The organism is Planosporangium flavigriseum, assembly GCF_011947225.1.
GTDB lineage: Bacteria > Actinomycetota > Actinomycetes > Mycobacteriales > Micromonosporaceae > Planosporangium > Planosporangium flavigriseum.
In genome coordinates this window covers 317,042-340,358 of the sequence record NZ_JAATVW010000002.1, presented here as the reverse complement: position 1 = coordinate 340,358, position 23,317 = coordinate 317,042, and the positions used below count along the sequence as shown (strand labels likewise).

Annotated in this window: 20 protein-coding genes; 12 read left to right on the top strand and 8 right to left on the bottom strand. The window is 70.1% G+C overall.

Going from position 1 to position 23,317, the window contains the following annotated elements:
- Positions 1-12 precede the first annotated feature (12 nt).
- Both HC028_RS04435 and eccCa read right to left on the bottom strand, forming a co-directional pair.
- Positions 13-1,197 (bottom strand): S8 family serine peptidase, encoded by a 1,185-nt coding sequence (locus HC028_RS04435; protein ID WP_239075437.1) that lies wholly within the window; start codon positions 1,195-1,197, stop codon positions 13-15.
- Positions 1,198-1,324: 127 nt separating this feature from the next.
- Positions 1,325-5,293: a type VII secretion protein EccCa gene (gene eccCa / locus HC028_RS04430; protein WP_168073086.1), complete on the bottom strand. Its 3,969-nt coding sequence runs from the start codon at positions 5,291-5,293 to the stop codon at positions 1,325-1,327.
- A 140-nt stretch (positions 5,294-5,433) separates the two neighbouring features.
- On the opposite strand from eccCa, the gene eccD reads away from it, so the two are divergent.
- Complete coding sequence (eccD, locus tag HC028_RS04425; RefSeq protein WP_168073084.1) at positions 5,434-6,819, top strand: type VII secretion integral membrane protein EccD; 1,386 nt, start codon at positions 5,434-5,436, stop codon at positions 6,817-6,819.
- A gap of 67 nt (positions 6,820-6,886) precedes the next feature.
- Here the strand turns inward: eccD and HC028_RS04420 are convergent, their stop codons facing one another.
- Entirely contained in the window at positions 6,887-7,435 is a 549-nt protein-coding gene (locus HC028_RS04420; protein WP_168073075.1) for an inorganic diphosphatase, read from the bottom strand.
- Between the two features lie 120 nt (positions 7,436-7,555).
- Here HC028_RS04420 and dacB point away from each other — a divergent pair, with 120 nt between their 5' ends.
- Genes dacB through HC028_RS04400 form a run of 4 tightly spaced genes read left to right on the top strand, consistent with a single transcriptional unit; the run spans position 7,556 to position 12,739 of the window.
- Positions 7,556-8,968, top strand: a complete 1,413-nt coding sequence (gene dacB, locus HC028_RS04415; protein ID WP_168073073.1) for a D-alanyl-D-alanine carboxypeptidase/D-alanyl-D-alanine endopeptidase — start codon at positions 7,556-7,558, stop codon at positions 8,966-8,968.
- 49 nt (positions 8,969-9,017) lie between these two features.
- Complete coding sequence (locus tag HC028_RS04410; protein ID WP_168073062.1) at positions 9,018-10,079, top strand: zinc-dependent metalloprotease; 1,062 nt, start codon at positions 9,018-9,020, stop codon at positions 10,077-10,079.
- 5 nt (positions 10,080-10,084) lie between these two features.
- Positions 10,085-11,071: a tRNA lysidine(34) synthetase TilS gene (gene tilS, locus HC028_RS04405; RefSeq protein WP_168073060.1), complete on the top strand. Its 987-nt coding sequence runs from the start codon at positions 10,085-10,087 to the stop codon at positions 11,069-11,071.
- 9 nt (positions 11,072-11,080) lie between these two features.
- Entirely contained in the window at positions 11,081-12,739 is a 1,659-nt protein-coding gene (locus tag HC028_RS04400) for a gamma-glutamyltransferase family protein (protein ID WP_168073047.1), read from the top strand.
- Here the strand turns inward: HC028_RS04400 and HC028_RS04395 are convergent.
- Positions 12,736-13,692, bottom strand: coding sequence for a GlxA family transcriptional regulator (locus tag HC028_RS04395; RefSeq protein ID WP_168073045.1), 957 nt, complete (start codon positions 13,690-13,692; stop codon positions 12,736-12,738). The two genes, HC028_RS04400 and HC028_RS04395, sit on opposite strands and share 4 nt — an antisense overlap.
- 143 nt (positions 13,693-13,835) lie before the next feature.
- Here HC028_RS04395 and HC028_RS04390 point away from each other — a divergent pair, with 143 nt between their 5' ends.
- The 7 genes from HC028_RS04390 (at position 13,836) to HC028_RS04360 (ending at position 19,070) form a co-directional block, all read left to right on the top strand.
- Positions 13,836-13,988 (top strand): hypothetical protein, encoded by a 153-nt coding sequence (locus HC028_RS04390; protein ID WP_168073043.1) that lies wholly within the window; start codon positions 13,836-13,838, stop codon positions 13,986-13,988.
- Between the two features lie 64 nt (positions 13,989-14,052).
- Positions 14,053-14,625 carry a hypoxanthine phosphoribosyltransferase gene (gene hpt, locus HC028_RS04385; protein WP_168073033.1) on the top strand — a complete coding sequence of 191 codons (573 nt, stop codon included), beginning with the start codon at positions 14,053-14,055 and terminating at the stop codon, positions 14,623-14,625.
- 253 nt (positions 14,626-14,878) lie between these two features.
- On the top strand, positions 14,879-16,900 hold the full coding sequence (gene ftsH / locus HC028_RS04380) for an ATP-dependent zinc metalloprotease FtsH (RefSeq protein ID WP_168073020.1): 2,022 nt from the start codon (positions 14,879-14,881) through the stop codon (positions 16,898-16,900).
- A 104-nt stretch (positions 16,901-17,004) separates the two neighbouring features.
- Complete coding sequence (gene folE, locus HC028_RS04375; RefSeq protein WP_168073406.1) at positions 17,005-17,622, top strand: GTP cyclohydrolase I FolE; 618 nt, start codon at positions 17,005-17,007, stop codon at positions 17,620-17,622.
- A 172-nt stretch (positions 17,623-17,794) separates the two neighbouring features.
- Complete coding sequence (locus HC028_RS04370) at positions 17,795-18,133, top strand: hypothetical protein (protein ID WP_168073017.1); 339 nt, start codon at positions 17,795-17,797, stop codon at positions 18,131-18,133.
- 91 nt (positions 18,134-18,224) lie between these two features.
- Entirely contained in the window at positions 18,225-18,431 is a 207-nt protein-coding gene (locus HC028_RS04365; RefSeq protein WP_168073015.1) for a hypothetical protein, read from the top strand.
- 90 nt (positions 18,432-18,521) lie between these two features.
- Entirely contained in the window at positions 18,522-19,070 is a 549-nt protein-coding gene (locus HC028_RS04360; protein ID WP_168073012.1) for a hypothetical protein, read from the top strand.
- Here HC028_RS04360 and HC028_RS04355 read toward each other — a convergent pair whose 3' ends face one another.
- From HC028_RS04355 to HC028_RS04340, 4 genes are read right to left on the bottom strand one after another with little or no spacing between them, the layout of a single operon-like run.
- Positions 19,071-19,682, bottom strand: a complete 612-nt coding sequence (locus tag HC028_RS04355; RefSeq protein WP_373313901.1) for a hypothetical protein — start codon at positions 19,680-19,682, stop codon at positions 19,071-19,073.
- Positions 19,679-20,848 carry a M23 family metallopeptidase gene (locus HC028_RS04350; protein WP_168073010.1) on the bottom strand — a complete coding sequence of 390 codons (1,170 nt, stop codon included), beginning with the start codon at positions 20,846-20,848 and terminating at the stop codon, positions 19,679-19,681. The genes HC028_RS04355 and HC028_RS04350 overlap by 4 nt, the downstream gene beginning before the upstream one ends.
- Entirely contained in the window at positions 20,845-21,378 is a 534-nt protein-coding gene (locus HC028_RS04345; protein WP_168073008.1) for a hypothetical protein, read from the bottom strand. The genes HC028_RS04350 and HC028_RS04345 overlap by 4 nt, the downstream gene beginning before the upstream one ends.
- Before the next feature lie 6 nt (positions 21,379-21,384).
- The gene (locus HC028_RS04340) at positions 21,385-23,316 is read right to left on the bottom strand and encodes a DMT family transporter (RefSeq protein WP_168073006.1); all 1,932 of its coding nucleotides are present in this window, start codon (positions 23,314-23,316) and stop codon (positions 21,385-21,387) included.
- Position 23,317 lies beyond the last annotated feature (1 nt).

The following is a 23,317-nucleotide window of genomic DNA, read 5'->3' as shown; positions in this document are numbered from 1 at the left end:
CGTGCCGGGGGACTAGGCCCGGGGGCGGATGAAACGGCGTGCGGCCACGAGACCCGCGACCAGCATCAGGGTGAAGGTCGCGAGGCCGACGGCGGCGCTGAACATCACGCGGAGCGGTGTCACCCAGACCCCGCCGGTGTCGCTGGCGCGTGCCGGTGGGACGCGCTCGCTGAACCGCTGGACGGCGGGCGGTTCTTTGAGCGCGACAAGCGGATTGCGGCGAATGACCGGCACCGACGCGGTCAGCGCCCCGACCGGATTGATCTCGCCGTAGCCGTACCGGTCGTCCCGCCCTGGCGGCCCGAGGTCACGGGCGGTGCGGATCAACCGGTTGATCACGTTGGCCGTGTCAAGGCTGGGCCAGCGGGAGCGCACCAGGGCGGCGACCCCGGCGACCAGCGGCGCCGCGAAGCTCGTGCCCTGCACCCGCCAGTACCCACCGGGGCGCGCACCGATCAGGTTGACCGCCGGTGCCGTGAGTACGGTCGGCGGTCCGGTCAGCGACCCGGTCCACAGCGCGTCCGCACCGCCACCGGAGCCGCCCCCGGCCGCGGTGCCGCCGGTCGCCGGAGCGCCGGACGCCGGCGTGCCGACGAGACCGGCGACAGCCACCACGCCGGGCTCGCGCGCCGGGTACCAGACCTCGGTGTAGTTCGCGCCGGCCGTCACGTTTCCCGTACAGGCGATGACCACCACGTCGCGCTGTGCCGCGTAGGTGAGCGCCTCGGCGAGGGCCTCGCTGCGCGTACCCCCGCCCAGTGACATGTTGACGACCGTCGCGCCGTGGTCGACCGCCCAGCGCAGCCCGGCCGCCACCACCGTGGCGTCGTCGTACTTGTTCTGTTTGTCGAGGACGCGGACGGGCAGGATCTTCGCCGCGGGCGCGATACCGGCGACGCCCGAACTCTTGTCGTTACGCCCGGCGATCAGCGCCGCGACGGTGGTCCCATGGCCGACGAGGTCCCGCCGACCGTCGGTTGAGCCATCGACGAAGTCGGCGCCCGGCAGCACCTGGCCGGCGAGGTCCGGGTGGGTCGCGTCAACTCCGGAGTCGAGCACCGCGACCGTCACCCCGGCACCGTTGGCGGACTGCCAGGCCGTGGCGACGTCGAGCGCACGCAGTTGGTACTGCTCGTCCCGGATCGCATCGGCGTACGCCGGTGTCGCCACGCCGGCGGCCACGACGACAGCAGCCACGACACAGGCGAGCGCCACTGAAGCCGCGCGCGAGATGGCTCCACGGGCCGATACGTATCTGATCACGGTGGCTATATTCTGGCCGCTCTCCGCCGGTCCTGGGGATCGGATAGACGTTAAGAATTCCTTAGTTCGACGGCGCATGTGCCACCTGGATGAGGCGGGCACCCTCCTTGCGGGTGACCAGCCAGCCGCGCCCCGGCGGCTGTGTCGACGGTCGCACGTTGCCCAGGAGCGGCCCCTCGTCCCGGTCGCCCGACAGGATCAGGCCGGGGGAGGACAGCTCCCGCAATCGCTGGATGACCGGCTCGAACATCGCCCGGTTCGCGCCGCCGCTGCGCCGCGTCATGACCAGGTGCAGGCCGACGTCCCGCGCCTGTGCCAGGTAATCCAGCAGCGGCAGCAGCGGGTTGCTCGGACCGGTGGTGACGAGGTCGTAGTCGTCGACCAGCACGAAACACTCCGGCCCGGTCCACCAGGAGCGGGTACGCATCTGCTCCGGCGTCACGTCCGCCGGGGGCAGGCGGCTGTCCATGTACACGGCGACCGACTGGGTCAGCTCCTGCGTGTGTGCGGCTGCCGTGCCGTACCCGATCAGGTGCTCACTCTGCACCGCCCCGAGCAGGCTCCGGCGGTAGTCGACGATGATCAAGCGGGCCTGCTCCGGCGTGAACCGGTTGACGATCGTGGTCGCCAGCGAGCGCAGGAACGTCGACTTTCCTGACTCCGCGTCGCCGAACAGCAGGAAGTGCGGTTCAGAGTCGAAGTCCACCAGCACCGGCCGCAGGTCGGCCTCGGCGATGCCGATCGGCAGCGACAACGGCTCCCGGTCGTCGCGGACGTTCGCGATCGCCGCGAACGGCACAACGGCCGGCAGCATCCGCACCCGCGGCGCCGGCGCCCCGGTCCAACCCGCCGCCACCTGCTTGACCAGGTCGGCCGGCTCCCCGCCGGTCAACTTCGGCAGGGCGGTGAGGAAGTGCAGTTGCTCGGCGGTGATCCCACGGCCCGGGTTGCGCTCGGGGACGTTCGCCGCAGCCTTGCGCGACACCGACGAATCGCTGGGATCACCCAGGCGCAGCTCCAACCGCGAGCCGAACAGGTCCCGGATCGCGGGCCGGAAGTCCATCCAGCGCGACGCGGTGGCGACGACGTGGATCCCGTACGACAGGCCACGGGTGGCGATGTCGGTGACCACGGCCTCCAGGTCGTCGTACTCGCTGCGCAGCGTGCCCCAGCCGTCCACGATGAGGAAGACGTCGCCGAACGGATCATCCGCGGCGCCACCCTCGGGGCGGGCGGCCCGCCGGCGCCGGTAGGTCGCCATGCTGTCCACGCCGATGGCCGCGAAGCGCCGCTCCCGATCGGCCAGGAGCGTCGCCACCTCGCCGACGGTGCGCCGGACCGCCGCGGTGTCCAGCCGCCCCGAGACACCGCCGACGTGCGGCAGGTCGCGCAGGGTTGACAGTTGTCCGCCGCCGAAGTCCAGGCAGTACGCCTGCGCTTCGGCCGGGGTGTGGGTCAGCGCCAGGCCCGTGACCAGAGTGCGGAGAGCCGTCGACTTGCCGCTCTGCGGGCCGCCGACGACGGCGACATGGCCGGCCGCGCCGTCCAACTGCAGCCACAGCAGGTCGCGGCGCTGCTCGAACGGCTTGTCCACCAGCGCGACCGGCACCTGCAGGGCGCCGTGCAGTTGCGGATTGCTCACCGACAGGCCCCGGGCCGCGTCCAGCGCCACCGGCCCGACCAGCTCGTCGATGGTCGGCGGGGTGGTCAGCGGCGGCAGCCACACCTGGTGGGCCGGGACGCCCTTGCCGGCCAGCCGCCCCGCGAGGATGTCGAGCAGGCTCTCACCCGCGGCCGCCGGCTCGGCGGGGGCCTGCGCCTGCTCGGGTGCCGGCGCGTAGTGCGTACTGAAGGGCTGCACCCGTCCCGCGACGCGGCGGCCGTCGGCCGTCGTCAGCTCACCGGGGCGCCGGTACGGGCCGGACACGTACGCCGCCTTGAAACGCACCAGCGGCTCGGTGCCGAACTTGAGGTAGCCGTGCCCGGGCGCGCGGGGAAGTTCGAAGGCGTCGGGGACGCCGAGCACCGTACGTGACTCCAGGGCCGAGAAGGTCCGCAGGCCGATCCGGTACGACAGATGCGTCTCCAGGCCGCGCAGCCGCCCCTCCTCCAGGCGCTGGCTGGCGAGCAGCAGGTGGACGCCCAGGCTCCGGCCGACCCGGCCGATCTGCACGAAGAGGTCGATGAAGTCGGGTTTCGCGGTGAGCAGCTCGGAGAACTCGTCGCAGACGATGAGCAGGCTGGGTAGCGGTGCGAGCGGCGCGCCGCCGGCGCGCGCCTTCTCGTAGTCGCGCACCGACGCGAAGTTGCCGGCGCGGCGCAGCAGTTCCTGCCGGCGTACCAGCTCGCCGTTGATCGCATCGACCATGCGGTCGACCAGTGGCAGCTCGTCGGCCAGGTTGGTGATCACGGCGGCCACGTGCGGCAGCCTGTCCAGCGAGGTGAACGTGGCGCCGCCCTTGAAATCGACCAGGACGAAGTTCAGCGTTTCCGAGGAGTGCGACGCGGCGAGGGCCAGGACCAGCGTGCGCAGCACCTCCGACTTGCCCGAGCCGGTCGCGCCGATGAGCAGGCCGTGCGGGCCCATGCCGTCCTGTGCGGACTCCTTGAGGTCCAGCTCGACCGGCTGCCCGTCGTGGCCGATGCCGAGGGGCACCCGCAGCCGGTCGCGGTGCGGTCGCGGCGCCCACCCGTGTGCGATGTCGAACGTATACGGGTCGGCGAGGCCGAGTAGCTCCTCCAGCCCGAGGTCCCGGCTCATCGGCGCGTCGCTCGAACGGGCGGCGGCCGCGAGCCGCAGCGGCGACAGCCGGCGGGCCAGCGCCTCGGCGTCCGCGCGGGACAGCGTGTCGGCCGTGCCGACCACGCCCTCGTCGTCGGCGGCGACGGTCAGCAGCCGCCGCTCGGGGCCGGACGGGTCGAGGACGACCATCGTCCGGTCCAGCAGTCGCGGCGGTGGGGAGTCCAGGTCGAGCAGCGTCACCCCGTCCACGCCGCCGTCGGTGGCGAGGTGGGCACTGCCGGCCAGCTCACCGCCGTCGAGGATGACGACCAGGTGCGGACGGGTGCCGCCGCCCGGTGCGAACCGGGGACGGTTGGCGATGAGGTCGTCGAGGCGGTGTTCAAGTTCGGCGGCGGTGGTCGCGACCAGGCGTACCGGACCGACCGCGTCGCTGGCCGACGGGTGCAGGTTGTGCGGCAGCCACTTCACCCACTCCCACTCGGCGCGCCGCTCCGGTGCGGTGCACACGGCGACCAGCAGGTCGTCCGGGGCGTGGAACACGGCCAGCTGGGCGACCATCGCGCGGACCAGTCCACGGGCCGCCTCCGCCGACGCCGCGGTGACCCGGCCGCCGCCGCCCCGGTCGGCTGAGGCGCCGCGCACGTACACCCGCCAGAAGCCGCGGACCGACACCGCCACCGGGAGGTCCGGCACGACGGAGTAGGCGTCGAGGAAGCGCCGCAGCGCCCCCGCGGTCATCGGCTCGAGGTCTTCCAGCGGGCGCGTCACCGGCGGGACCAGCGGCGTTGCGAGGGTCTGCGGGCCGAGGGCCACCCGCACGATGCCGAAGTCGCCGTCGCCTGAGCGCCGCTCCCAGAGCCGGTGGCTGTCGACGGTCGACCACAGCTGGTCGGGGTCCGGGTGTCGGTAGAACAGACCGTTGCGCTGCTGTTCGGCCGTTTGGCGGACCCGCTTGCGCAGCATCGCCAGGTGCCGCAGGTACTCGCGGCGAGCGGCCATCATCTCGGACTTCTTCGGGCCGGAGTTCGACCACGACGTCGCGAGCATCCCGAGGGTCGAGATACCGAAGATTCCGCCCACGATGTACGAGAACGGGCCGCCCTTCTGGCCCGCGAACAGCAGTGCGGTGGCGACCGTTCCCGCGAGCATCGGAACCGCCATGAGGAGCTGTTGCAGGCGCGCGTTCGTCGCCGGTGGAATCTCCGGCGGCGCGTCGACGGCGAGCTCGCCCGTGGGGATCTCGGGGGCGGCGCGACGCGGCAGACGCTTGACGACAACCGTGCTCATGCCGTCACCTCGCTACGCTCGGTGACGACTTTCGTCCGCGGACTGAGCCTCCGGTTCGCTCGCTTCGCTCGCTCACGCCACGCATGCTAGGCGGTCGATGCGGGTTTCGTCTGGCCGGTCGTTCGTGGTAGGAGTACCGGGTGCCAGCCCCATCGACCGGTCTAGCCCGGGTGACGATCAGCTCGCCACAGCGACGCGTCGATGTCGCGCTGCCGGACGGCGTGCCCCTCGCCGAGCTGCTGCCGGAGCTGCTCGCCCACGCCGGGGAGGGCCTCGCCGACGACGGCGAGCGCCACGGCGGGTGGCTGCTGCGCCGCGGCGACGGCACGGCGCTGTCCACCGCTTCGCCGCTGTCGGCCCAGGGCGTACGCGACGGAGCCGTGCTGCACCTGGTGCCGGCCCGCGTCGAGTGGCCGGAGCTGGAGTACGACGACGTCGTGGAGGCGATCGCCGCCGGGGCCCGCCGGTACGGGGTGGGCTGGAGCGACCGGGCCAGCCGGGCGACGGGTCTGGTGGCGGCTGGGATCGCGTTGGCGATCGGGTTGGCGGCGGTGCTGCGCTCCGGGCCGCCGTGGACGGTGCCCGGGCTGGTCGCCCTGGGCGTCTGCGTACTGCTGCTCGTCGTCGGGGCGGTGGCGTCCCGGGCCTACGGTGACGGGCCGGTCGGTGCGACGCTGGCGGCCGGTGCGCTTCCGTTCGCGTTCGTGGGCGGTCTGCTGGTGCTGCGGCAGGGCAGGGGAGCCCCGGACGAGTGGAACCTCCTCGTCGGCGCCACGATCTTGCTGCTTGTCGCGCTGATCGGCGTGGTCGGTGTCGGGTACGCGCTGCGCCTGTTCGTCGCCGGCGCGACTGCGGGTGTGCTGGGTGCGGTAGCCGCGGCGATCGGCCACTTCACCTCGGCGGCCGGCGCCGCCGCAGCGCTACTCGCTCTGCTGGTCGCGGGCATCAGCGTGGTGCCGCTGATCGCGATCCGGCTCGGCAAACTGCCCATGCCGGCCACCACGCTGCCGGCGGACGTGTCCGCCAGCGGCCAGGGCCTGGAGCCGCAGCCCGAGCGGCAACGGGTCTTCGCGGCTGTTGCCCGTACCGACGAAATCCTCACCGGCATGCTGCTGGGGTTGACCGTTGCGGGCGTCGCGGCGTCGCTGCTGCTGTCCCGCACCGGTGGTCTGGCCACCGGGCTGCTGGTCGCGGTCGCCTCCGGGGCCCTGCTGCTCCGGGCGCGGCTGTTCGTGACCATCCGCCAGCGGCTGCCGCTGCTCGCGGCCGGGATCGCCGGGTTCGCCCTACTGGCCGCTCGTTTGTTCATCACCGGCGGCGCAGGGATGGCACTCGGCGGCGCGTTCGGTGTCGCGGTCCTGGCGGTACTGGTCGCGCTGGCCGGGGCCCGGTACGCCCAGCGTTCTCCGTCGCCCTACCTGGGCCGGGCCGCGGACGTGCTCGATGCGCTGTGCGTGGTGTCGGTGCTCCCGATCGCCTGCGCGGTCCTCGAGCTGTACAGCCTGGTGCGCACCCTGACCTCATGAAACGACGATCGGCACGGCTCGCGGTGGACGCGAGCAGTGCCGATCGTGCGGCAAGCGTCTGTGATCGTCAGTCGTGCGCCGGTGCCGGTTGGGTGAGCGTCTGCACGCCCGGGTCGTGGTAGGTGCCGGCCTCGATCCCCTCGCGGTAGCGGTCCCGCGACTTCTCGATCTCCGCTTCGGCGTCGTGGCGGCCGACCCAGGTCGCGCCCTCGACGCTCTTGCCGGGTTCGAGTTCCTTGTAGACCTCGAAGAAGTGCTGGATCTCCATCCGGTCGAACTCCGGCAGGTGGTGGATGTCACGCAGGTGCTCCTGGCGCGGGTCGTCGGCCGGCACGCAGAGCACCTTGTCGTCGCCGCCCTTTTCGTCCGTCATGCGGAACATGCCGATGGCGCGGCAGCGGATCAGGCAGCCGGGAAACGTGGGCTCCTGCAGGAGTACCAGCGCGTCCAGTGGATCGCCGTCGTCGCCGAGGGTGCCCTCGATGAATCCGTAGTCCGCCGGGTACTGTGTCGCGGTGAAAAGCGTACGATCTAGGCGAATACGCCCAGTTTCGTGGTCCACCTCGTACTTGTTGCGCTGCCCCTTGGGGATTTCGACCGTTACGTCGAATTCCATCATCGGCTCCCTCTAGTCCGCGCCGTAGCGCTCGCAGGACAGTTCCCGCGACGACCGTATCCACGCATTAGTTGTTGACTAGTCTCCTTACGGTCGTCCGGGGACTGGAGCGAGGGTGTGATGGCGAGGCGAAGGCCACAACTGCTGCGGGGCTTGATCGTTACCGTGGTATGCCTGCTCTGCGCCGAGCTGGCTGCGCTCGGCGCCGTCAAGCTCGCGCCCGACGCCGTCGGTCGCCTACTCGGTGCGCCTGATCGTTCCTGGCGCTCAGGTACTCCGGTCCAGCCGGCTCAGCCCGTCCTCGCCGCGGCCGGCAGCGCCGCCGTGGCCCCTACCGCGAGCGGCGTCGCAGCTGCGCTGGGCCCGCTGCTGCGCGACCCCGCGCTCGGTGCCCAGACCAACGTCTCCGTTGTCGACGCCCTGACCGGACAGCGGCTGTTCGACCAGAACTCGGGCGCGTCGATCATCCCGGCGTCGACGCTGAAGCTGCTGACCGCGGAGGCCGTGCTCAAGGCGCGGGGCCCGGCGTACCGGCTGCCCACCCGGGCGGTGGCGGGCGCGAACCCGGGCGAAGTGGTGCTCGTCGGTGGCGGCGACCCCACGCTCGGTGCCGGCGAGCAGCGCACGTACGCCGACTCCGCCCGGCTCGACCAGCTGGCCGCCCAGGTCAAGCAGGCGCTGGGCGGCACTGCCCCGGCCCGGGTGGTCGTCGACAGCTCGCTGTTCGGTCCCGCGGCCACCGGCCCCGGCTGGGACAGCGACATCGTCTCCAGTGGGAACGCGTCCCCGATCACGGCCCTGATGATCAATGGTGGCCGTACGACGCCGGCCGGCCCGCACGGGACCAGCCCACGCACGCCCACCCCGGACCTCGACGCCGGCAAGGCGTTCGCCGCCGCGCTCGGGGTGGCGCCTTCAGCGGTCGTACCCGGCACCGCGCCGGCCGGGGCCGCCCAGCTCGGGCTGGTCGAATCCCCGCCCGTGGACCGGCTGGTCGAGATGATGCTCACCGAAAGCGACAACGTCGTCGCCGAATGCCTCGCCCGACAGGTCGCGCTCGCCCGCAATCAGCCGGGTACGTTCGCCGGCGCCGCCGCAGCGATGCGTACCGTCCTCGGCGAGCTGGGACTGCCGGTGGACGGTCTGACCCTGAGCGACGCCAGCGGGCTGTCCCGGCTGAACCGGGTGACCCCGGCCCTGCTGACCGACGCGCTGCTGCTCGCGGTCAAGCCGGAGCACCCGGACCTGCGCGTGATCTTCTCCGGACTGCCGGTGGGCGGATGGTCGGGCACGCTGCGTGACCGGTACCGCAAGCCGACGAACGGCAACGCCGCAGCCGGCGTCGTCCGGGCGAAGACCGGCAGCCTGAGCAGTGTGAACGCCATCGCCGGCATCGCTGTCGACGCGGACGGCCGGCCGCTGGTGTTTGCCTTCATCGCATCCGCGGCGCCGCCGCCCGACGGCGTCCCCTCATCGGGGCAGCAGGCCCTGGACCGGGTGGCGGCCGGGTTGGCGTCGTGCGGCTGCCACTGATCATCGCCGGTTGAGATCGCGGCGAGCGCGGCGCGGGTACGGTGGGGACATGGCTCAGCAGTTCGTCGACTGGGACCTGGCCGCGGCGACCGCCGCGAGGCTGGGCCGGACCGGTCCACAGGTGTCGTACGACGAGGCCCGCGAGGTCGTCGCCGATCTTCGGCGGCTCACCGACGAGGCCGCCGGCCACGTGCTCGAGTACACCCAGCTGCGCCCGGTGGGGCCAGATCCGGGCGTACGGGTCGTCGACCGGCGCGACTGGGCGGCGACCAACATCGAGGGCCTGCGGCAGGTCGTCACGCCGCTCGCGGAGCGCCTGGCCGGCGGCCGCCCACCGACCCCGCTCGCGTCCGCCATCGGTGGCCGGGTCACCGGTGTGCAGGCCGGCACCGTCCTCGCGTACCTGTCCGGCCGGGTTCTCGGGCAGTACGAGGTCTTCTCGGCCGACCCGGGGCAGCTCCTGCTCGTCGCGCCCAACATCGTCGACGTGGAGCGCAAGCTGGGCGCCGACCCCCGTGACTTCCGGCTGTGGGTCTGCCTGCACGAGGTCACCCACCGCACCCAGTTCACCGCGGTGCCGTGGCTGCGCGGGCACTTCCTCGGGGAGGTGCAGGCGTTCGTCGACGCCGCGCAGCTCGACCGCGAGCAGCTGCTGGAGCGCCTACGCAACGCGGTGGGGGCGCTGGCCGAGTCGGTGCGCAATCCGGACAGCCGGGCATCCGTCCTCGATCTGGTGCAGACGCCCGCCCAGCGTCGCATTCTCGACCGCCTGACGGCGCTGATGACGTTGCTGGAGGGGCACGCCGAGTTCGTGATGGACGGGGTGGGCCCGCAGGTCGTGCCCTCGGTCGACGCGATCCGCAGCAAGTTCAACCAGCGGCGGGAGGCGGCCAACCCGCTTGAACGGGTGGTACGCCGGCTGCTCGGCATCGAGGTGAAGCTGCGCCAGTACGCGGAGGGCCGCAAGTTCGTCCACACGGTGGTCGAGCGGGTCGGGATGACCGAGTTCAACCGGGTCTGGCAGTCTCCGCTGACCCTGCCGAGGCTGGCCGAGCTGAGCGACCCGGACGCCTGGATCGCCCGCGTCTGCGGCAGCGGATCCGCCGCCTGACCCAGATGGCTACGCTCGCGCCGTCCGTGGCCGCGGTGCGGGTCGCGGTACGCCGGGCCCTCGCCGGCCTTCCCGCGCAGTCGTTGGTCCTGGTGGCCTGCTCGGGCGGGGCCGACTCGCTGGCTCTGGCGGCCGCCGCCGCGTTCGTAGCACCCCGGCAGGGGCTTCGCTGTGGCCTGGTCACGGTCGACCACCAACTGCAGCTGGGCTCCGCCGACCGCGCCGAGGCCGTGGCCAAGTGGGGAGAAGCTTTCGGCCTGAGTCCCGTGGTTTCGACGCGGGTCGAGGTAGACGGGAGAGTGGGCGGTCCTGAAGCCGCGGCGCGGGAGGCGCGGTATGAGGCGCTGATCGACACCGCGCGGCAGGTGGGCGCCGGCGCGGTGCTGCTCGGCCACACCCGCGACGACCAGGCCGAGACCGTACTGCTGGCGTTGGCGCGGGGTGCCGGTCCGCGCGGGCTGGCCGCGATGCCCGCCAGCCGTGAGGTCGACGGTGTGCTGCTGCTGCGGCCCCTGCTCGACGTCGCGCGGGCGGAGACGGCGGCGGCGTGCGAGGCGCTCGGGCTCGAACCGTGGCATGACCCGCACAACACCGACCCGTCGTACGCCCGGTCCCGCGTACGGGCGCTGCTCCCGTCGCTGACCGAGGCGCTCGGCCCGGGGCTGGTGGGCAACCTCGCGCGGGCCGCCGCGCTCGCCGCCGCAGACACCGAACTGCTCGACGGGCTCGCGGCCGCCGCAGCCGTTGACGCCGCCGACGGCGACGGCGGCTTACGGGTGAGCGCCCTGGCAGAGCTGCCGGCCGCGCTGCGTACCCGGGTGCTGCACTCCTGGGCCCGCAAGCTGGGCGTGAGCGGGTCGGCGCTGTCCGCCCGGCACGTCGACGCGCTCGACGCGCTCGTCACCCGGTGGCACGGGCAGGGGCCGGTGGCCCTACCCGGTGCCCTACTTGTGGTGCGCGAAGGCGGCCGGCTGACAGCTTCGCAAGGCTAAGGTTCTGGCATGCCGCTGTCGCACCACGGTCGTAGGCCCGTCTACGCGCCTCGGGGCGCGGTCGCGACCAGCCAGCCGCTCGCCGCCGCCGCCGGCCTCGCCGTCCTGCGCCGGGGTGGGAACGCCGTCGACGCGGCGATCGCGACGGCGGTCGCGCTGACCGTGGTGCAGCCCGGCGCCAACGACATCGGCGGTGACCTGTTCGCCCTGGTGTGGGACGGGCGGGAACTGCACGGGCTCAACGCGTCCGGCCGTTCACCAGCCGCGTTCACCCCGGAGTTGATCCGTGAACGCGGGGCCGGCACGGTCGCGTCCGGAGCGCTGGGTGGCGCGCAGGCCCAGGCCACGGAGGTGGTCCCGGAGCGGGGCTGGTTGCCGGTGACCGTGCCCGGGGCGCCGGCCGGCTGGCGTGACCTGCACGAACGGTTTGGCGCGTTACCGTTCACCGACCTGTTCACCGACGCCGTGGCGTACGCCGAACAGGGGTATCCGGTCTCCCCGACGGTGGCCGCCGGCTGGGATCGGGCCGTCCGGCTGCTGCACGCTGGGCTGAGCGGCCCCGAATTTGACGAATGGTCGCGGGTCTTCGCGCCGGGTGGGCGGGCACCGCGGGTGGGGGAGCGGTGGCGCAACCCGGACGCCGCCCGGACGCTGCGGTTGATCGCCGACAGTCGCGCGGAGGCGTTCTACCGGGGTGAGATCGCGGCGGCGATCGCCGACTTCGCGGCGGAGACCGGTGGCCTGGTCACCGCCGAGGATCTGGCCAATCACGCCTCCACCTGGCTGGAGCCGATCGGATGCGGCTACCGCGGATACGACGTGTGGGAGATCCCGCCCAACGGGCAGGGCATCGCCGCGCTGCTCGCGCTCAACGTGCTCGAAGGGTGCGACCTGGCGGCCGCCTCGCTGGAGGAGCGGCTGCACTGGCAGATCGAGGCGATGAAGCTCGGCTTCGCCGACGCGCACGCCTTCGTGGCAGACCCCGATTTCGTGGCGGCCCCGGTTTCGGCGCTGCTCGATGAAGGATATTCGGCGCGGCGGCGTGCTCTGATCTCTGATCGCGCATCGTTACCCGGGCCCGGTGACCCGCTGCGCGGTGGCACCGTCTACCTCTGCACCGCCGACGCCGACGGCATGATGGTCAGCTTGATCCAGTCCAACTACATGGGGTTCGGCTCGCACGTCGTCGTGCCGGGCACCGGCTTCAACCTGCAGAACCGGGGCGCCGGCTTCGTCCTTTGGGACGGGCATCCGAACGTCGCGGCGCCCGGCAAGCGGCCGTTCCACACGATCATTCCGGGGTTCCTCACCCGCGGCGGCGAGGCGGTGGGCCCGTTCGGCGTGATGGGCGGCCACATGCAGCCGCAGGGGCACGTACAGCTGGTGCTGTCGACGGTCGACGACGGCCTGGACCCACAGGCGGCCCTCGACCGGCCCCGCTGGTACTGGCACACGGGCGCCGAGGTACGCGTCGAGCCGGGCCTGGTGGCCGACGACGAGGGCCTGGCCGCGGTCGAGGGGCTGCGCCGGCGCGGGCACGAGGTGACCGTGTCCGATCCCGGCGACCTCGGATTCGGGTTCGGCCAGGCGATCTGGCGGCTGCCGGAGGCGGGCGGCTATGTGGCCGGCAGCGAGCCCCGCGCGGACGGCTGCGCCGTGGGGTACTAGGCGGCTCGGCTGCGGAAGGTCGTCCGGTACGACTGCGGTGTCGCGCCCAGGCGCTTCGTGAAGTGGTGGCGCAGCATCGCGGCCGTACCGAAGCCGGCCCGGACGGCGATCGCGTCCACGCCGAGGTCGGTGTCCTCCAGTAGCCGGCGGGCGAGCAGGACCCGCTGGGTGGTCAACCAGTCGTGCGGGGTGGTGCCGGTCTCGGCCCGGAACCGCCGGGCGAACGTACGCGGGGACATGTGGGCCCGGGCGGCCATTGACTCGACCGTGTGGTCGGCGTGGAGCGTGGTGATCAGCCAGGACAGCAGCGGCTCCAGGGTCGGGGCGTCGGCGGTACGCGGCAGCGGCGCCTCCACGTACTGCGCCTGCCCACCGTCGCGGTGCGGCGGCACGACCATGCGCCGGGCCAGCGCCGTGGCGACCGCGGAGCCGTGCTCCTGGCGTACCAGGTGCAGGCAGAGGTCGATGCCGGCCGCGGTGCCGGCGCTGGTGGCGATGTTGTCCTCGGCCACGTAGAGCACGTTCGGGTCGACCGACACCTTCGGGTATTTCCGGGCCAACTCGTCGGCGTACATCCAGTGGGTGGTGGCCCGCCGCCCGTCCAGCAGCCCGGCCTCGGCGAGCAGGAACGCCCCGGAGCAGACCGAGAAGACGTACGCCCCCCGCTCGGCGGCGCGGCGCAGCGCGGCGAGGACCGCCGGCGGAACATCGGAGCCGACCGGGAAGGCGGGCACGGCGACCAGATCGGCCTGCTCGACCGGGGCGAGGTCGGCGGTCGGGGTGAGCAGCCACCCGGACTTGGTGCGCACCGGGACGCCGTCCGGGGAGCACGTGTCGAACTGGTAGCCGGGGAAGCCGTCGGCGGTCCGGTCGGTGCCGAAGACCTCGCACACCACGCCCAGTTCGAACGGCGCGACACCGTCGAGCACGATCACCGCGACCCGCTTCAGCATGTGTCGAGCGTACCGCGAAATGTGGCAGAAAATTGATTAGCCATGGCATTCCTGCCACTGTGTGCAGCCGGCTCGACGGGAGATGCTCGTACCAAGCCCGGTGCGCACCGGCCAGGACCTACGAACCGGAGGTGTTGGCCGCCATGGCTCTGCTCGTACTCTTCCTGTTTCTCCTCCTGCTCGCCGCCGCGGGCGTCGTGGGTCTGCCCGCCGACAGCCGGGACGGCGCGGACTGGACGGCGACCGTCGATGGCTGGCGCCAGCCCCGCAGTGACCGGGGACGGCTGCCGATGTGACCGATGATCCTTGGCGGTACCCCCGAGTTTTGCGGCGTGGGCGGTATGCGGCAGGCTGGTCGCCATGGCCGAGGGCAACTGGCACGCCGCCGACATCGACCGGGTGATCGTCAGCGAAGATCAGATCCGCGAAAAGATCGACGAGTTGGCCAAGCAGGTGGGCACCGACTACGGGACGGCGGAGTCCGTGCTGCTGGTGGGTGTACTCAAGGGCGCCGTGATGTTCATGGCTGACTTCGCTCGGGCGCTAGGCCGGTACGGCCCACCGGTCGAGATGGAGTTCATGGCCGTGTCGTCGTACGGCCAGGGAACGACGTCGTCCGGCGTGGTCCGCATCCTCAAGGACCTCGACAGCGACATCGCGGGCCGCCACGTGATCGTGGTGGAGGACATCGTCGACTCCGGCCTCACCCTGTCGTGGCTGATGAAGTACCTGCAGAGCCGCCGGGCGGCCTCGGTCGAGGTCGTGGCGCTTCTGCGCAAGCCCGACGCGGTGAAGGTGAACGTACCCGTCAAGTACGTCGGCTTCGACATCCCGAACGAGTTCGTCGTGGGGTACGGCCTGGACTACAGCGAGCGGTACCGCGAGGTTCCGTACGTCGGGGTGCTGCGGAAGGGTGTGTACGCCCAGGGCTGAATCGGCTTTTCCGATTTGCCTCTTAAATCAGCTTCCGTCCGTGGTTTCAAATCGCTTTTCCCGGTCAGGAAGCTGCCACCACCTCCTAGGTAGAGGCGGTGCTCGTCCGCGTCTCTTGCAAACACGGTGTACCGTCGAATAACCGGAGTGCCGCCGACCTGGCGCACCCGGCCTCGCGTCGATACCGACCCGGCGTGAGCACTGTCTTCTGGGATCAGGAGGTGCCGGGCGCCACTCCGCGCCCGACAACGATATGGAACGGACCCGTTTCTTCCGCCGGCCAGTGGTCTGGTTCATCATTGTGATCCTCGGTGCCATCGCGGCGAGCACGCTGTTCACCGGTGGGGCGAGTTACAAGAAGGTCGACACTTCGCAGGCTCTCGCGCAGCTCCAGTCGGGCAACGTGAAGAAGGCGATGGTCGAGGACAAGGAGCAGACGCTCAGCCTCGACCTGAAGCAGAAGGTCGACGGCACCACCAAGATTCAGGCGCAGGTTCCTGCGCTTGCCATGCGCGACATCTACACCGAGCTGAACACCCTGAAGTCTCAGGAGAAGCTCGCCAACTGGGACACCAAGGTCACCAGGGACAGCGTCGTCGTCGGCCTTCTGGTGAACCTGCTGCCGATCGCCGTCCTCGTCATCCTCCTGCTGCTCTTCATGTCGCAGATGCAGGGTGGCGGCTCCCGGGTGCTCAACTTCGGCAAGTCCAAGGCGAAGCTGATCTCCAAGGACACGCCCAAGACGACGTTCGCCGACGTGGCGGGCTCGGACGAGGCGGTCGAGGAGCTGCACGAGATCAAGGACTTCCTGCAGGCTCCGGCGAAGTACCAGGCGCTGGGCGCGAAGATTCCGAAGGGCGTTCTGCTCTACGGCCCACCCGGAACCGGTAAGACGCTGCTTGCCCGGGCCGTCGCCGGCGAGGCCGGGGTGCCGTTCTACTCCATCTCCGGTTCGGACTTCGTCGAGATGTTCGTCGGTGTCGGCGCCTCCCGCGTCCGTGACCTGTTCGAGCAGGCCAAGGCGAACGCGCCGGCCATCGTCTTCGTCGACGAGATCGACGCGGTCGGCCGCCACCGCGGCGCCGGCCTCGGCGGTGGTCACGACGAGCGCGAGCAGACCCTCAACCAGCTGCTGGTCGAGATGGACGGCTTCGACACCAAGGGCGGGGTCATCCTGATCGCCGCCACCAACCGCCCGGACATCCTCGACCCGGCGCTGCTGCGCCCGGGCCGCTTCGACCGGCAGATCGCCGTCGACCGTCCGGACATGGAGGGCCGCAAGGCGATCCTGCGGGTCCACGCCAAGGGCAAGCCGTTCACCCCCGACGTCGACCTCGACTCGGTGGCCCGGCGTACCCCCGGCTTCACCGGTGCCGACCTGGCCAACGTGATCAACGAGTCCGCCCTGCTCACCGCCCGCGTCGACAAGCGTGCGATCACCAACGACTTCCTGGAGGAGGCGATCGACCGCGTGATCGCCGGTCCGGAGCGGCGTACCCGGGTGATGAGCGAGCACGAGAAGCGGGTCACCGCCTACCACGAGGGCGGTCACGCGCTGGTCGCCCACGCGCTGCCGCACGCCGCGCCGGTGCACAAGGTGACGATCCTGTCCCGCGGTCGCTCGCTGGGCCACACGCTCGTGCTGCCCACCGAGGACAAGTACACCCAGACCCGCTCCGAGCTGATCGACACCCTGGCGTACGCGCTGGGCGGCCGGGCCGCGGAGGAGCTGGTGTTCCACGAGCCCACCACGGGTGCCGGCAACGACATCGAGAAGGCGACCAGCGTCGCCCACGCGATGGTCACCGAGTACGGCATGAGCTCCCGGCTCGGCGCCGTGAAGTACGGCCAGACCGACGGCGAGCCATTCCTCGGCCGCACGATGGGCCACGAGCGCAACTACTCGGAGAAGGTCGCCGCCGACATCGACGCCGAGGTCCGTGGGCTGATCGAGCTCGCGCACGACGAGGCGTGGGAGATCCTGGTCGAGTACCGGGACGTCCTCGACAACATCGTCGAGGAGCTGATGGAGAAGGAGACCCTCTCCCAGGCCGACATGGCCCGGATCTGTGCCCGCGTGGTCAAGCGGCCGCCGATGGCGCCGTACAGCGGCAACGGCAAGCGCCGCCGGGAGTTCCCGGCCGTGCCGACCACCGAGCTGGACGCGCTGCGCAAGCCGGCGGCGAACACGGACGAAGCTGAAGAGGCCCGTGCGGGCGCCGGCAGCAATGCCGCGACGCCGGCCGAGCGTTCGAATGGGGACGGCGCAAACTGACCGGTCTACTGGAGCCGAGACCCTCGGGGAGCTGCACGGAGCCGGAGACTGACGACTCGAACGGCTATGTCGACTCCCTCGAGGAAGACGACTCGCTCGACTACCTGGCCGCCCGTCTTGTCAACGGGCGGCTGGGTGGTACCAGCGTCGAGAGCGTCGTCGACCTGCCGCGGATCGAGGCCGCTGTCCGGGAGATCCTGATCGCCGTCGGCGAGGACCCCGACCGCGACGGCCTGCGCCGTACGCCGGCCCGGGTCGCGCGGGCGTACGCCGAGCTCTTCGCCGGCCTGCGGGTCGACCCGGCTCAGGTGCTCACCACGACGTTCGAGGCCAACCACGAGGAGTTGGTGCTCGTCCGGGACATCGAGGTGATGAGCCTCTGTGAGCATCACCTGCTGCCGTTCCACGGCGTGGCCCACATCGGCTACATCCCGGGGACGGACGGGCGGATCACCGGCCTGTCGAAGCTCGCCCGGCTGGTCGAGGTGTACGCCCGGCGGCCGCAGGTGCAGGAGCGGCTCACGTCCCAGATCGCCGACCTGCTGATGAAGCAACTGGAGCCGCGCGGCGTGATCGCTGTCCTGGAGTGCGAGCACATGTGCATGGCGATGCGCGGCATCAAGAAGGGCGGCGCCCGTACGATCACGTCAGCCGTGCGCGGCCTGCTCCGCGAGGATGCCAAGACCCGCGCCGAGGCCATGGGTCTGATCCTGCAGCGCTGACACAACTGAGCACAGCAAGGCCGGTACGGCGAGCACGCCGTACCGGCCTTGCTCTTTTCAGCAATCCAACTCCCGCCCGATTCGGAACTCTGGCGACGGACGTGACGGCGCGCAACCGCTGCTGCGCCAGGAGGATCGGGCATTCGAATGGAAAGGCGACGCGGAGAGCATCGTGCGCCGCATCCGCGCCGCCGACCCGGCCACCGAGGCGTGGGCCAACATCCGCGCGATCAACACAGTCTGCCGACGCATCATCACCGCGTCCAACCAGGTGGTCATTTCCGCGTACGCCGGAACCGCAGGCGCAGGCGGGGAGATATTGGGTCTCGGGGCCGACATCGTGCTCGCCCGGGACGGGGTCGTGCCCAATCCCTACTGCAAGATGGGACTGTTCGGCTCTGAACTGCACACGTACACGCTGCCGCTGCGGGTCGGCGCCGACCGCGGCCCGGCTCACCGCCGAGTGGCTTCCGGTCGACGCGGCCCAGGCGCGGTCGATCGGCCTGGTTGACGCGGTCGGACCCCGAGAGTCTGACGCGTTCGCCACGTGGCTGCACGAGGAGGCTGCGGCGTGGGCCGGCACCTGTGGGTTCCGCTCGACCTTGGAGGAGAAGGCCGAGCGGGCCCGGAGGGCCACGAAGCCGCTGTCGTACTACGAGACGCGGGAACTGGCCGAGATGGCCAGGGACATGTTCGACGACCGCAACGGCTTCGCCGCCGCACGGCACAGCTTCATGTACAAGCAGAAGCCGGCCGAGACGCCGGCGAAGCTGGCGCTGCACCGCCAGTTCGTGACCAGCGGGGTGTAGGCGTACCGGCGGGAGCGGGAGGTGGTCTGCCGCTTCCGCCCCCGCCTTCGCGGTCGAGCGCAGCAATACCAATCGGGATACGCTGATGCGGTGAGCGACGAGCCGAAGCTGCCCGAGCCGTCATCGCAGCAGGAGAGCGGCGTCGTGGTGCCCTCCAAGGTGGACGCTGCGCCGGCGGTGCCCGCCGGTCGCAGCCGGAGGCGAGTCGTCACGATCGCCCTGGCGGTGGTGCTGGGAGCGCTCGCCGTGCTGTGCGTCGGTGGTCTGGGTTTCGGGTATGTCTTCTACCGTCAGATCAGTGAGCCCGATCGTAAGACTCCCGCAGTTGTTGTGGAGCAGTTCGTGGAAGCGACGTTCAACGAAAGAGATCACAGCCGGGTGGCTCTGTTCACGTGCCGCGACGCGGAGCTTAGTGAACTTAATCAGGTGGTCTCGGACCTCCGGGTGCGAGAGGGTCAGTTTAATACCCGGTTCACTGTGCAGACTGCGAACTTGAACGTGCGGACAAAGGGCGAATCTGCGGCCGTGGAAACAGACCTCCAGCTCAGTACGCCGGTCTCACGGTCGACTCAGCTCTGGCGTTTTGCAATGAAGAATCAATCCGGATGGCGAGTCTGCGGGGCGAGTCGCCTCGGCTGACTACTCCAGCCACAGCAGATGCACAGGCACCTCAAGGGTCTTAGGTGCATTGCCGCTCCACGCCCACCGGTACCAGTCGAGTTCCCTGGCGACGCGCACGGAGATGTCTCCGTCGGAGCTGGCATAGGGCTCGGTCACCGCTCGGAGGTCTCGCTGATGGCCGGCCTTTTCACCAGTGCCGGAAAAAGTGATCACACGTCGTCCGGTCAGGGAGGCGGCGTCACGCGCCGGTACCGGATCCCGGCGGGGCGGCGCGTCGAGAGACACGAGCCGTGAAATCAGGTCGCGCTCACCGTTCTTTGCCATTGTGGACGATGATGTGACCACCTCCACCCATACCCGCTCGATGGGCACCATGGGAGCGAACGCCTCGATCTGCTCAGCTTCCGCGCGATACCACTCCTGCTCCGCCAGTACCGGCACGTATGTGCGGCTGCCCTGTATCACCGGTGAGTCGGCTCGCATGTCACCGCGCCAGCCGAGTCCGGGAAGGCCGATGATCACGCGACGGCCCCGGACGGAGCCATGTGCTGCGGCGGGCAGCGGCAGTGTCGGCGCCGGTGTCGGGGCGGACAGGGCATCGAAACTCCAGTCGGAGAGTGGATCCGTCACGGCGATGCCGTCCCGACCGGTGCTGTCGCGACCGGCTCGTTGAGCCCGAGCGGAGCGCCCATCTGCTGCATGAACGGCAACGGATTGATCGCGCCGTTGTTGCTGGAGTCGCCGTTGAGGTGCACCTCGAAGTGAACGTGCGGACCGGACGAGTTGCCGCTTGAACCGGAGTACCCGATCCGCTGGCCAGCCGTGACGGTCTGGCCGACCGTGACGTCTGGCTTGCGGACCATGTGGCAGTACCGAGTGATCACGTTGCCGGCGTGCAGGATGTCGACGTACCAGCCACAGCCCCCGATTGCGGGCGAACCGTCGACGTTGCAGCTCCACGGCCCACCGTTCGCCGAATGGGCGTTGCACTGGGCGGTGATGACCACTCCGGCGGATGCCGCGTGCACCTCCGTACCTTTCTCCACCGCGAGATCGACGCCGAAGTGGTTAGGGCGGTCGGCGGTGCGGAAACCCGATCCGACAAGGGCGCGTACCGGAATCGTCCAACCGGACGCCGAGATCTCACCAGGGAAGACACAGCGTAGGTCGACCAGCGATCCTGCCGCTCGGGCGGCTCCGTCGGTGAGCTTGTCGACGATCAACGCGGCTTTGCCCTCGTGCTTGGCGTACGCGTCGGGATAGGCGCTGCGCTGCACCATTTGCGCCGCGTCGGTCAACCGCATCTTCCCCCAGTCGCGCAGCGTGATCAGCTTTTCGTAGAACTTCCTGGACGAGTACTCCGGGTTCATGATTTCCTCGGGCGTTCCCCAGCCCTGGCTGGGCCGCTGCTGGAACAGTCCCAGGGAGTCGTGGTCGTTTCTCGGGCCCAGGTCGCCCAGGTTGTTCAGGTTGGATTCCTGTAGTGCGGTTGCGACGGCAATGATCCAGCCGCGCGGTGGTACCTGCATCTTTTGGCCGACCGCGATGATGGTGGCCGCGTTACGCATCTGGGCGTCGCCGAGCGAACCGACCCGCTCGAAGGTGCGGTTGGGGTCGACGACCAGCCCGCGCTTACCGCAGTCCGCCCCGAACGCCTGTGAGTTGGTCGAACCGTTCAAGCCGTCCAGGAAGAACGCGGCCGTGCCGCCGCCGCAGCACAACAGGGCCAGTGCTGCTGTCAGCGCGATGACCAAGCCGATGCGGATCCGTCTGGGTTCCTGAGAGTCGGTCGTCATGTGCGCTCCCAGTCGACCCCATCGACGAGCCACCGACCGTTGGTAGAGAGGAGTCGCAGGTGCACCGTGCCCGAGTCAAGAGGCAGGCTCGCTTCGACGAACTGAGCCGCGCGGTTCTCGAGGACGACCGAGCCGGTCACCCGCTGCGCCGGGACGCCCGCCGGATCGGTGTCCTTGAGCTTGTCACGCAGCGCAGAGGTGGCGTACTTGGCGAAGCCCGCTCGCCACTGCTCGGCTGTCACACCGGTGTGGTTGAGCCAGGCCTGCACAAAATCGATCGCGACCTTCGCGGGCTCCGGTGCGCCTGGGCTGGTGCTCGGCGGCGCCGGGCTATCGGGAGTTAGTACGCTGTCGTCTCCCGCGGTCGGGTCGATGCTGCTGCTGAATGATGGCTCGACCGCGGGTCCGAACGTTGTCGCCTGGTAAGACCCAGCGACTGCGCGCGTGATTCCGACGATGCCCAGGACGAGCAGGGCGAGCACGAGGGCTACGCCGTAACGTGTACCGAGCAGTCGCAGGACCGGGCGCATCTCACCTCACCTGGGCATCGGTGCCGACTCTGGCCGATGAACCGAGTTCGCGGGCACCGTCACGTCCCCGGAATCAGGCCGATACACGGTGTACGTCGGTGGCCCGTCCACGACGTCGGGCTCAGTCCAGCGCTGACCACCCTCGGCCCGGCGGCGCTGGCTGGCTGCCGGCGCGCTGGTCGCCGGCTCCGGGCTGGCTGTGCGCTCCGGACGTCCCGCCTCCGCGACGTCGGCACCGCTGCCTCCGGCGGCCACCACCGACTCGCTGCGCGATTCGGGCCGTTGGCTGGTCTGTGCCAGTACACCTCCTCGACCACCGACCGGCTCGTTGGTGCCGCCTTCCTCGATGATTTTCAGTGCGGCAGCGGTCCGCACGTCCCGGAAGAACAGTCGGTGCCAACTGCCGACCGAGGTGACGGCTCGTGAGGAGTCTTTTCCGCCGAGTTGGGTGATCCGCCGGTACGGCCGAAGCAGCAGCCAGCCGACCACGCCGGTAAGCCAGATCAGCACGACCTGAAGCCAACCGGGAAGCGACGCGGTGCTCATCACCAGGTCAACGGCGAACAGGTAGATAGCCGCTCCGGTGCCGAAAATGATGATGTTGAAAATCGCCGCGACCACGGCGTTGGCCAACCGGCGAAGTCCGCCGGCGGCCGGGCGGAGCAGGCCGACAGTGCCCAGAATCGGCGTGGCGATGACGGCCCACCGGAAGATGAGGAACCCCAGAAGCACCAGGATCGAGGCGATGATGTCAAACATCGCAAAGAACAAGGACGCCAGGATTGCGATGAAGCCGGCACCGATGCGCTCCATACCTTTAGTGCCCTGGAGGTACTCGTACGCCTCCGGGTCTTCCTCTTTGATCTGTTCGGCGACCTTCATCCAGTTCTTCTGCTTGCGGTCTATGTTCGCTTGACGAACATCAGGGTGCTCGCGGATCTTCTTGATATCGCCCCAGCTGAACGACTTAGCGTCGTAAAGAACAAGTCCATACTTCTGTGCGGTTTGGCTATCAGCTGAACCGAGCGTGCCGCGCAACCAGTTTCGGTAAAGCATGCCCTCGGCTGCAGTATCGCTTGCTCTCACGGCCGGCGGTCGATGGTCATCGCACGCCCCTGGTGCAGGATCGGGACACGGGCCCTGAGGAACATCGCTCGGCGGCCCTACGGCTTCGTGGATGACGTTCAGCGATCCGATCAGAGTCTTGTCAGCTATGTTGGCGGACCATGTTGGCCAATGCGCGAGAGCCGTTACGACCACCATAACCAAGACAGCCCAACCAGCTGTTGTCATCGCGCTTGACATGTCGGACTGGCGGGAACGCCACAAGAGGTAGAGGCCGATGACTGCCAGCGTAATCGCGCCGAAGACAGTGAAGACTCGGTCATAAACCCCCTTTGTCGCCTTCTCTACGAGAGGGTCGGCCCATCCCCACATAGTCTTCGGGTCCCACGCCCGTTCGCGTAGTGCGTTGGATGCGCCGATAATCGCCGTTGCCACCATGAATTCGCCATTGGCCACTGTGTTCTCGAACTTGTAGTCCGGGTGCATAACCGTTTGGGCGCAGCCAATGTCGTAAGTCGTGTAGTCGTAGCCGGCATAGCCGTAGTCGGTATACAGATGTGGCTTGCCGAGCTTGCGTAGCCGTTCATCCGATGGAGACGCGAACCAGCCGGCCATTCCCGAGTCCGGCGCTCCTGGCGTCGGTGCCTGTACGCACTGGATCCGTGACTGGCTCAGATCCTTCAGCCCACCGACGCACTTGTCGAAGTTGGCGGGGTTGCGCCACTCGTCCGTGGTGCACAGACCACTCGGTCCCTCCGTGACAGGGACGGGCGCGGCCGTGGCCGGTCCCACGCCTGCGAAGAGCGTCGCCACGGCACCCACGAACACGGCCAGCACCAGGGACGCTACCCGGTGCTGGAGTTTCGCCTCCACC

Coding starts and splice junctions, on each gene's coding strand:
- HC028_RS04345 (WP_168073008.1), bottom strand. CDS start 21,378: ATGCGCCCGGTCCTGCGACTGCTCGGTACACGTTACGGCGTAGCCCTC.
- HC028_RS04390 (WP_168073043.1), top strand. CDS start 13,836: ATGGCTCTGCTCGTACTCTTCCTGTTTCTCCTCCTGCTCGCCGCCGCG.
- hpt (WP_168073033.1), top strand. CDS start 14,053: ATGGCCGAGGGCAACTGGCACGCCGCCGACATCGACCGGGTGATCGTC.
- eccCa (WP_168073086.1), bottom strand. CDS start 5,293: ATGAGCACGGTTGTCGTCAAGCGTCTGCCGCGTCGCGCCGCCCCCGAG.
- ftsH (WP_168073020.1), top strand. CDS start 14,879: ATGGAACGGACCCGTTTCTTCCGCCGGCCAGTGGTCTGGTTCATCATT.
- tilS (WP_168073060.1), top strand. CDS start 10,085: ATGGCTACGCTCGCGCCGTCCGTGGCCGCGGTGCGGGTCGCGGTACGC.
- HC028_RS04420 (WP_168073075.1), bottom strand. CDS start 7,435: ATGGAATTCGACGTAACGGTCGAAATCCCCAAGGGGCAGCGCAACAAG.
- dacB (WP_168073073.1), top strand. CDS start 7,556: ATGGCGAGGCGAAGGCCACAACTGCTGCGGGGCTTGATCGTTACCGTG.
- HC028_RS04400 (WP_168073047.1), top strand. CDS start 11,081: ATGCCGCTGTCGCACCACGGTCGTAGGCCCGTCTACGCGCCTCGGGGC.
- HC028_RS04395 (WP_168073045.1), bottom strand. CDS start 13,692: ATGCTGAAGCGGGTCGCGGTGATCGTGCTCGACGGTGTCGCGCCGTTC.
- HC028_RS04410 (WP_168073062.1), top strand. CDS start 9,018: ATGGCTCAGCAGTTCGTCGACTGGGACCTGGCCGCGGCGACCGCCGCG.
- HC028_RS04350 (WP_168073010.1), bottom strand. CDS start 20,848: ATGACGACCGACTCTCAGGAACCCAGACGGATCCGCATCGGCTTGGTC.